The sequence below is a fragment of the Bathymodiolus heckerae thiotrophic gill symbiont genome (genome assembly GCF_900128515.1).
Lineage (GTDB): Bacteria > Pseudomonadota > Gammaproteobacteria > PS1 > Pseudothioglobaceae > Thioglobus_A.
Map to the genome: position 1 here is coordinate 1 of NZ_FQTP01000059.1, position 9,086 is coordinate 9,086.

At 38.4% G+C, this 9,086-nt stretch carries 9 protein-coding genes and 2 pseudogenes; 10 read left to right on the forward strand and 1 reads right to left on the reverse strand.

Going from position 1 to position 9,086, the window contains the following annotated elements:
• From feoB to BTHERMOSOX_RS07725, 9 genes and pseudogenes are all read left to right on the forward strand, one after another.
• Positions 1-1,383 (forward strand): ferrous iron transport protein B (gene feoB, locus BTHERMOSOX_RS07690; protein ID WP_249360648.1); only part of this gene is annotated, 1,383 nt, incomplete at its 5' end.
• Positions 1,384-1,421: 38 nt separating this feature from the next.
• A pseudogene (locus tag BTHERMOSOX_RS12075) lies at positions 1,422-1,784 on the forward strand (ferrous iron transporter B); the annotation flags it as partial.
• 378 nt (positions 1,785-2,162) lie between these two features.
• Entirely contained in the window at positions 2,163-2,813 is a 651-nt protein-coding gene (locus tag BTHERMOSOX_RS07695; RefSeq protein WP_138120510.1) for an ABC transporter ATP-binding protein, read from the forward strand.
• A 59-nt stretch (positions 2,814-2,872) separates the two neighbouring features.
• Positions 2,873-3,892 carry an extracellular solute-binding protein gene (locus BTHERMOSOX_RS07700; RefSeq protein WP_138120511.1) on the forward strand — a complete coding sequence of 340 codons (1,020 nt, stop codon included), beginning with the start codon at positions 2,873-2,875 and terminating at the stop codon, positions 3,890-3,892.
• Positions 3,893-3,979: 87 nt separating this feature from the next.
• On the forward strand, positions 3,980-5,587 hold the full coding sequence (locus tag BTHERMOSOX_RS07705; RefSeq protein WP_249360650.1) for an ABC transporter permease: 1,608 nt from the start codon (positions 3,980-3,982) through the stop codon (positions 5,585-5,587).
• 41 nt (positions 5,588-5,628) lie between these two features.
• Positions 5,629-6,813, forward strand: coding sequence for a bifunctional glutamate N-acetyltransferase/amino-acid acetyltransferase ArgJ (gene argJ, locus BTHERMOSOX_RS07710; protein WP_138120512.1), 1,185 nt, complete (start codon positions 5,629-5,631; stop codon positions 6,811-6,813).
• Complete coding sequence (purU, locus tag BTHERMOSOX_RS07715) at positions 6,810-7,661, forward strand: formyltetrahydrofolate deformylase (protein WP_138120513.1); 852 nt, start codon at positions 6,810-6,812, stop codon at positions 7,659-7,661. The genes argJ and purU overlap by 4 nt, the downstream gene beginning before the upstream one ends.
• 53 nt (positions 7,662-7,714) lie before the next feature.
• Positions 7,715-8,215: a sulfite exporter TauE/SafE family protein gene (locus BTHERMOSOX_RS07720; RefSeq protein ID WP_138120514.1), complete on the forward strand. Its 501-nt coding sequence runs from the start codon at positions 7,715-7,717 to the stop codon at positions 8,213-8,215.
• On the forward strand, positions 8,193-8,471 hold the full coding sequence (locus BTHERMOSOX_RS07725; RefSeq protein ID WP_138120515.1) for a hypothetical protein: 279 nt from the start codon (positions 8,193-8,195) through the stop codon (positions 8,469-8,471). Before BTHERMOSOX_RS07720 ends, BTHERMOSOX_RS07725 begins: the two co-directional genes overlap by 23 nt.
• A 222-nt stretch (positions 8,472-8,693) precedes the next feature.
• On the opposite strand, the gene BTHERMOSOX_RS07730 is transcribed toward BTHERMOSOX_RS07725, so the two are convergent.
• Complete coding sequence (locus tag BTHERMOSOX_RS07730) at positions 8,694-8,852, reverse strand: hypothetical protein (RefSeq protein WP_212744635.1); 159 nt, start codon at positions 8,850-8,852, stop codon at positions 8,694-8,696.
• 135 nt (positions 8,853-8,987) lie between these two features.
• Between BTHERMOSOX_RS07730 and BTHERMOSOX_RS07735 the strand changes: the two are divergent.
• Positions 8,988-9,086, forward strand: a pseudogene (locus BTHERMOSOX_RS07735) (IS1595 family transposase); the annotation flags it as partial.

The following is a 9,086-nucleotide window of genomic DNA, read 5'->3' on the forward strand; positions in this document are numbered from 1 at the left end:
AAGCAGCGCACAGGAAATTGGCCCGGTGTAACGGTTGATCGTAAAGAGGGTGATTTTAACAACCAAGGTAAAATCTACCAAATTGTTGATTTGCCAGGTGTGTATTCTATTGATGACAAAAACCCCTCAATGGATGAACAAATTGCTAGAAATTTTGCACTCAATAATCCAGATCATTTGTATTTCAATATCGTTGATGCATCCACACTTGAGCGTGGCCTATACCTAACTACTCAATTGAGAGAGTTGGGTGTGAATGTTGTTGTACTACTTAATATGATGGATGTAGTGCGTAAGCGAGGCATGCAGCTTGATATTGATAAGCTTAAACAAACATTAGGCTGTGAAGTGATTCCAATTTCATTGAAAGAATCTATTGATTTTTCAACGTTTTCAAATGCAATTGACCAATTCGAACCCGCATCTAAACTAGTAGTTGAATATCCAACTGAGAAAATTCAAACAGAAAAAGATGCAGATAATGATAAACAGGTTGAACTGCTAGAGGCTGAAGCTAGATTTACCCAAGCCAATAAATTTGCTAATGCAGTCATTAAGCATGATGCCAATCTTAAAAAAACCATTTCAGATAAAGTTGATAAGCTAATACTAGGCTCATTAACAGGTGTGCCGTTTTTCTTGATTGTTATGTATTTGTTATTTTTGGTGAGTATTAACTTTGGCGGTGTGTTGATTGATTTCTTTGATATGACGGCCGGCGTAATCTTTATTGACGGCGTTGCTTATTTGCTTAACGGCATCAATACGCCAGAATTTATTACCGTTGTTATTGCTGACGGTATTGGCGGCGGTATTCAAGTGGCGGCTACCTTTATTCCAATTATTGCAGCACTCTATCTGTTCTTAACGTTATTAGAAGAAGTGGGATACATGGCTAGAGCCGCCTTTGTGATGGATCAATTCATGAGAAAAATCGGCTTATCTGGTAAGGCATTCATCCCCCTAATTGTTGGCTTTGGTTGTAACGTGCCAGGCATTATGGCGGCGCGTACGCTTGATACTCATCGTGAGCGGGTAACGACAGTATTAATGTCGCCGTTTATGTCTTGCGGTGCAAGGCTGGCAGTATATGCTTTATTTGCAGCTGCTTTCTTTCCAGTAGGTGGGCAGAATATTGTATTTGCTCTTTATTTGATTGGCGTTCTTTTTGCGGTATTAACTGGGTTGATTCTTAAGCGTGCATTTAAAGGTGGCACAGATACCAGTGATTTTTTAATGGAGCTGCCTAATTACCAATTGCCATCATTTAGAAACTTAATGATCAATACTTGGAATAAATTAAAAGGCTTTATTTTGGGTGCAGGTAAGATTATTGTACTGGTGGTAGTTTTGGCAATCAAGACTCTAAAGATTCATTGTTAAGTAAAGTGGCACAAACCATCACACCTATATTTGAACCAATGGGAATCCATGAGGATAATTGGCCAGCAACAGTAGGCATTGTGACGGGTATTTTGGCTAAAGAAGTGGTAGTAGGTACGCTAAATTCTCTTTATTCAAGTATTGATAGTGAAGAGAAAGGCGGTGAGCAAGCTGAGGCTGAATACAGTTTAATGGGTGGATTAACTGAAGCGGTAGAAACCATCCCGATTAACTTGGGCGATGCACTTAGAAATTTATATGATCCTTTGGGTTTGGGCGTTCTTGATGATACGCACTCACAAACGCAAGCTGCGCAAACACAAGAGGTGTCTACAGCAACTTTTGGCGCTATGGTGTTGCGTTTTGACGGCAAGATAGGTGCCTTTGCTTATCTATTATTTATTTTGCTTTACTTTCCTTGTGTGGCTGCATTTGGCGCAATGATGCGAGAAGTGGGTAAAACTTGGGCCATTGTTGGTGCGTTATGGGCCACAGGATTGGCTTATTTTTCAGCAACTGTATTTTATCAAGTGGGCACATTTACACTACACCCAATGAGCTCATTATTATGGATTGGTATGTCAATTCTGATTCTAATTGGATCGGTTGCGATGTTAATGCGAACAGGTAAAAATGCCAGGGATATGGTGATTCCGATTGTAACTGAAAGCGGGTGTCGACACTGTAAGTAGTAGTAAAGTGTTTGAATAAGGTGTTGTTATCAACAGTAGATTCTTATATAATAGTGAGAATCATTCTTATTAGTATTTACACTTTACATGTTAACTGTCAATAATTTATCCATTAAATATCAAGATAATAGCGTTCTAGACGGTTTTGAATTAAACCTCGAACAGGGTGAAATCTTAGCTTTGTTGGGTGACAGTGGCTGTGGGAAAAGCTCTACACTGCGCTTTATTGCAGGATTAGATGAAACGTATCAAGGCGAAGTAGAATTAGACGGCGTGCAATTATCTAAAAACGGCCAGCATTTAGTTGCACCAGAATCTCGCGAAGTGGGTATGGTATTTCAAGATTATGCACTCTTCCCACATATGAATATTTTTAAAAATATCAGTTTTGGTATTAACCATTTATCCAAATCAGCACAAAGAAAGCAAGTTTTAGAACTGTTAGCCATGATTGGTTTAGAGGGCTCTGAGGATAAGTATCCTCATCAACTTTCTGGTGGTGAGCAGCAAAGAGTATCGCTTGCACGCGCCTTGGCGCCAGAGCCAAAAATATTACTGATGGATGAGCCTTTTTCTAGTTTGGATAAAAGCCATAAAGATCATTTGGTTCTTCAAGTTCGTCAAATTCTTAAAAAAACTAACACCACTTCTATCTTGGTCACTCATGATAAAGATGAGGTCAATTCACTTGCTGATAAAGTGGGTATTATTCAAAATAAACAGTTGACTATAAATTGATAATAGGTATCATTCGTAATTGATAATCATTATCATTTATAATTATTTCAAGGAGAAAAATGAATATTAAAACTTTAGTTTCATCAACTGTTATGTTTTCAATCTTAACAGTATCAAGCATTACAGCAGTACAAGCTGCAACTGATGAATTAGTAACTGTGTATAGTTCTAGAAAAGAGCATTTAATCAAGCCATTATTTGAGGCGTTTACAAAAGACACAGGTATTAAAGTTGAGTACTTAACAGGCAAGGGTGGCGCACTAATTGAGCGTTTAAAACTTGAAGGCACTAATACAAAAGCTGACATGTTTATGACAGTTGATGCAGGCAACCTTTGGTATGCCGGCTCACAAGATTTATTCCAAGGCGTTCAGACCGATACATTAAAAAGTAACATTCCTGCTTACTTAAGAGATCCACAAGGTTTGTGGACAGGATTGTCGGTTCGTGCAAGAACTATTGTTTACAATACAGACCGTGTTCAGTCAGAGGAGCTGTCAACTTACGCTGATTTAGCAACTGATAAGTGGGCAGGTCGTCTATGTTTAAGAACCAGCAAAAAAGTCTATACCAAGTCTTTGGTATCATCGTTGATTCATCATCATGGCAAAGATAAAACAGCTGATATCGTTAAAGGTTGGATCAATAATTTAGCGGCCACACCTAATGCAAAAGACTCTCACGTTATGAGTGCTATTTTGTCAGGACAATGTGATGTTGGTTTGGTGAATACTTATTACTATGGTCGTTTAATGGATAAGAAGCCAAATTCACCATTGAAGTTATTTTGGGCAAATCAAAATACTACAGGTGTACATGTCAATGTATCAGGTGCAGGCGTTACTAAGTATGCTTCGAATGCTAAAGCTGCCATTCAGTTGTTAGAATGGTTGTCATCAGCTAAAGCACAAGCTATTTATGGCTCACTTAATAAGGAGTATCCGGCTAATCAAAATATCGCTTCCGATGATGTGGTATCAGCATGGGGCTCGTTTAAGCAAGACGATATGAATTTGGCTCAAGCAGGTATATTGCAAGCTGATGCGGTAAAACTAATGCAAATACAAGGCTATAGATAAGTTTGTATTTTCTTAGTAAAACCCAAGGCTTGCTGAAGTCTTGGGTTTTGTTGTTTTAAAATATTGGAAATTTACTAGAGAAATAGTTTGGAAAAGAATTGCTTTAAATCGAAGATCTGGATAAGTGTTGTTGCCTTGTTGGTGGCAATGCCAATCTTTGTGGTGGCTTTTTCTTGGGCTCTGCCTGAGCATGAATTGTGGGCACATTTTTCTGAAAATATTCTATCTGATTTAATCAGTTCAACTCTTATCTTATTATTAGGTGTTGGCGTTGGTGTTACTCTCTTGGGTACTGTACTGGCCTACTTGGTGGTAATGGTTGAATTTCCAGGTAGAAAATGGCTTGAATGGGCGCTATTCTTACCCTTTGCTATTCCAGCCTATGTCTTGGCTTTTGTATATTTGGGCGTGTTTGATTATTCAGGCTATGCACAAGTGTGGATGCGTGAAACGCTAGGCATTCCAGGGTTTGATATTAGAGCGGGCTCGTGGGCGATCATCTTAATGTTTGTATTGGTATTCTATCCGTATGTGTACATGATGACGCGTGCTTCATTTAAACGTCAAAAAATTAACATGATTGAGGCAGGTAGATTATTAGGTGCCAGTCCAATTCGTGTATTTTTTAAAGTATCCTTGCCATTGGCAAGGCCAGCTGTAGCTGCAGGATTACTAGTAACCTTAATGGAAACCTTGGCAGATTTTGGTGTGGTGAGTTTGTTTAACTACGACACCTTTACCACGGCTATTTATTCTGCCTGGGGTGATTTTAGATCGATTGAAGTGGCAGCACAACTTGCTTCACTCTTGGTGTTGGTGGCGTTTTTCTTAATATATTTTGAGAAAAAAGCCCGTGGTCAAGCTAAGTATTATTCGGCTAATATGGCTAATAAAAAACCGTATCACGCCACTGGCATAAAAGGCTGGTTAATAAGCTTGTTTGTATTTGGTGTATTTATGCTTTCTTTTGCTATGCCAATGCTGCAATTGGTTATTTGGGGCTGGTCTTCGGTGGCTGATGAGTGGAGTGCTAAATATATAGATCTAATTGCTTCAACCTCAATTCTTACTATTACTGCAGCATTGATTACCATAGCATTTGCTACTATCTTAGCTTTACCTGGTAGGTGTAAACAAACCAGTGTTTGGCTTCAGAGCGTGATTCGCCTGGCCACTCTGGGTTATGCTTTGCCAGGGTCGGTGATGGCAGTAGGTTTGTTGTATGGCATTAATCAAATATCAATTATTAATATTCATTTTGGTGGTGAAAGTATTAATCACATTATCTACGGCTCAATAGCGTTGCTACTATTTGCTTACGTATCACGCTTTATGGCAATTGCCTATAGCTCTATTGAAGCGAGTGCGCAGCAAATTAAACCGGTATTCACTCAGAGTGCTCGTTTGTTGGGCGCATCCAGAATGAGGCTTATTTGGCAGGTTTATTTACCAATGATGACGCCAGGTATTTTGGCAGGTGGGTTATTAGTGGCTGTAGATGTAATGAAAGAGCTGCCGGCCACTTATCTATTAAGACCTTTTGGCTGGGACACGCTAGCCATCCAAACTTATGAGCTTAGTGCCGAAGGTTTGTTTGAGCGCGCCGCTATTCCAGCGCTAATCATGGTGGTGTTTGGTGCGCTGCTCATGAGTGTTTTTCAGGTCTTGGATAAAAAATCATCAAAATCCGCTTAAGTCAGTAAAATACCCTTAACTATTAAGGATATATTCACACCATGAGCGATACGTTATTAAACATCAAAGGCATTAGTTGTGCGGCAATCAATGCCAGTATTAAAAATAATGACGCATTGGATTTGTCGGTTATATCACTTACACCTGGCACAACGACAGTTGGTGTATTTACCCAGAATGTATTTTGCGCTGCACCCGTTGTGGTGGCTAAAAACCACTTAGAACATTCGCCGTTAGCACTGTTGATTAACAGTGGAAATGCTAATGCTGGTACGGGTAAGCAAGGGTTGGAAAATACACTTAAAACTTGTGAGTTGTTAGCCAATGAGCTTAATATTAAGCTTGAGCAAGTGTTGCCATTTTCAACTGGTGTAATTGGTCAGCAGTTAGATTTATCAAAATTTGAAGCAGGCATTCCTAAGGTAACTAGTCAGCTGTCTGATACTAAACTGTCCCAAGTTGCCAAAGGCATCTTAACCACTGATTTAGTTGAAAAGACTTTTTCTAAAATCTTTAAAGTGGGCACTAAAACAGTAAGCATTAGCGGCATCGCTAAAGGCTCAGGCATGATCCGCCCTGATATGGCCACTATGCTAAGTTTTGTTTTTACCGATGTTATCGCCACTCAAGAACAGCTACAGGTTTGTTTAACCAAGGCGACTAATCAATCATTTAATCGTATTACTGTGGATGGCGATACTTCTACTAATGATGCCTGCACGCTCAGTGCAACAGGTGATAGCGACGTTAATTTATCAGATTGTATGGATGATTTCCAGCAAGCACTAGATGAAGTTACTCAAGCTCTAGCACATAAAATTATTAAAGATGGTGAGGGCGCTACTAAGTTTGTTGAGGTGTGCGTTAAAGGCGGTGTAAGCAATGATGATTGTTTAGAGGTGGCTTATACGGTTGCACATTCGCCTTTGGTTAAAACTGCATTATTTGCTTCTGATGCTAACTGGGGCCGTATTTTGGCAGCGGTAGGGCGTGCGAACATTCAAGGCCTAAATATTAACGATATTAATATTCATTTAAATGCGGTGAGCATTGTTAAAGCTGGCGAGCCAGATGCAAGCTATACCGAAGCAGCGGGCAGTGCTGAAATGGCTAAAGAGGATATTGTTATCACTATTGATATTGGTCAAAGCGATATTTCTGAAAGCGTCTGGACAACGGATTTCTCATATGATTATGTTAAGATCAATGCGGAGTATCGCACATGAGTGTTTACCGATTACTGATTTCTTGCCCTGATACGCATGGTTTGGTTGCTGTTGTGAGTCAGTTTATTTTGGAGTGTAACGGCAACATTAAAGAAGCACATCATCATCTTGATGAACAAAATAACCAATTTTTTATGCGCATTGAAATTGGAGTTAGTTCAGTATCTTGTACGCTAGATGAATTAAAGCAAGCTTTTAAAAATTTGGCTGACCAATACAACATGATCTGGCAGATTAATGATGCCGCCAAGTTCAAGCGTATTTTAATCATGGGTTCTAAGTCATCGCATTGTGTGGCTGATTTATTGCATAGGGATCATGAGAGTGAGTTGGAAGGTAAAGTGATTGGCGTATTGTCTAATCATCAAAGATTGAAAAAAATAGCCAGTTGGTACGATATTGATTTTAAGCAAGTAGAAATTAATGCAGGTACCAAAGAGATTGACATTGTCAAGATGACAGATGCGGTTGATTCATTTAAGCCAGACGTTATTGTACTGGCACGCTATATGCAAATCATTCCTCAAGATTTGTGTGAAAAATACGCAGGAAAAATTATCAACATTCACCATTCATTCTTACCTTCTTTTGTGGGCGCTAATCCTTATAAGCGTGCTGCCGATCGCGGAGTAAAGCTGATTGGTGCAACCTGCCATTACGTGACCGCCAATCTTGACGAAGGGCCAATTATCGAGCAAGATGTGGTTAGAGTTGATCATGGTAATAGTATTAGCGATATGAAGAAAATGGGTCAAGACGTGGAGAAAATCACCCTGGCTAAAGGCTTGCAATATCATTTGGAAGATCGCGTCTTAACGTGTAATAATAAAACGGTTGTATTCTCATAATCATTGATCTTGGTCAAGTATTTTTAATATCCAAATCCGTAAAATAGTCTACTATGGAGGTTGTTACATCAATTGAATTTATATTGCCACTGCTATTTTTTATAGTGGCGTTTGTGTATTCGTCAGTTGGTATGGGCGGCGGCCCATCCTATACGGCCATTATGGTTATTGCTGGGATTTCAACTTTAACCATCCCGATGATTTCACTATCACTCAATCTATTTGTTACCACTATTGGTAGTTATAACTATCTTAGAAATAACCATGGCAAAGTTCGAATAATTTTGCCATTTTTGATATCTGCCATTCCATTTGCCTATGTAGGTGGTGCATTAAATTTACCCAGAAAAGTGTTTTTATGGGTATTGCTAATATCCCTTATTTTGGTCGCTGCTCGAATTTACCTTTGGAAAGATACTGGCTTTAGATTGCAGTTAAATCATAGGCAAAAAATCATTATATCGCTAGTTGCCGGATCTGTATTGGGGTTATTAGCAGGTATTGTTGGCATTGGCGGCAGGTGTGTATTTAGTGCCATTAATTATCATGCTTAATCTTGGTACGCAAAAAGAAGCGGCCGTTGCTGGCGTGGTGTTTGTTTGGATAGTATCGTTTTTAGGCTTAGTATCACGCTTGCAATATAACTCAATCAATCTATTAGAATATATACCTCTGATTACAGCTGCAATACTTGGTGGCTTTTTAGGCTCTTACCTGGGCTCATTTAAATATAGTGCCAAAAACTATGGAAAAATCTTTAGGTGTTGTTATATTGATTGCTATAGTTTTTTTATTAAAAAAATTGTTTAAGGGGCGCTCTTAAACATTTTTTTCACGTTTGTTGTCATACAGGGTTTGTGAGCCATTAATACTATTTCAAATTTTGATTGTACTTTAAGGTCAGGCTACGTATTTCACTACAAATTTATGTCTTTTTCTGTGCGAAATATCACATAGTTTGGTTTTAATGAAAAACAAAAAATGCCCGCTTTATACGGGCATTTTCTTTGTGCTTTTATAACTAAAATTTAACTATGAATGATTGTTATGGCATTTTGGTTTCCACAGCCATAATAAAACCATAATCCACGTGGCATTAAACATTGGAAAAGCAGAGTCGGCAATTGATAAAATTCCTGTTGAGGTGTAAAAAATACCTACCATTAAATCAATTAGTTGGATAAATATCATGGTATTTATCCATAATAAATTTTCCATAGATTTTTTAGCAATATAAACAAAGGGTCATGACAACTTAAGCATATTTAAAATCATGTTAAAGTACCGTTATGAAAGTAAAAAAACAAGTATGTAAATCGTTCCCGTATTTCAGAGAAGAAATTTAGAGAAATAATTAAGTATTTTTCTCTTGATTTGAACGCAGTTCAAATCAAGGAATTAACAGGATTGAGCAGACAAACAATC

What these genes read in the sequence shown, in the direction of transcription:
- argJ (WP_138120512.1), top strand. Translation starts at nt 5,629, where the DNA reads ATGAGCGATACGTTATTAAACATCAAAGGCATTAGTTGTGCGGCAATC.
- purU (WP_138120513.1), top strand. Translation starts at nt 6,810, where the DNA reads ATGAGTGTTTACCGATTACTGATTTCTTGCCCTGATACGCATGGTTTG.
- BTHERMOSOX_RS07700 (WP_138120511.1), top strand. Translation starts at nt 2,873, where the DNA reads ATGAATATTAAAACTTTAGTTTCATCAACTGTTATGTTTTCAATCTTA.
- BTHERMOSOX_RS07720 (WP_138120514.1), top strand. Translation starts at nt 7,715, where the DNA reads ATGGAGGTTGTTACATCAATTGAATTTATATTGCCACTGCTATTTTTT.
- BTHERMOSOX_RS07695 (WP_138120510.1), top strand. Translation starts at nt 2,163, where the DNA reads ATGTTAACTGTCAATAATTTATCCATTAAATATCAAGATAATAGCGTT.
- BTHERMOSOX_RS07730 (WP_212744635.1), bottom strand. Translation starts at nt 8,852, where the DNA reads ATGATATTTATCCAACTAATTGATTTAATGGTAGGTATTTTTTACACC.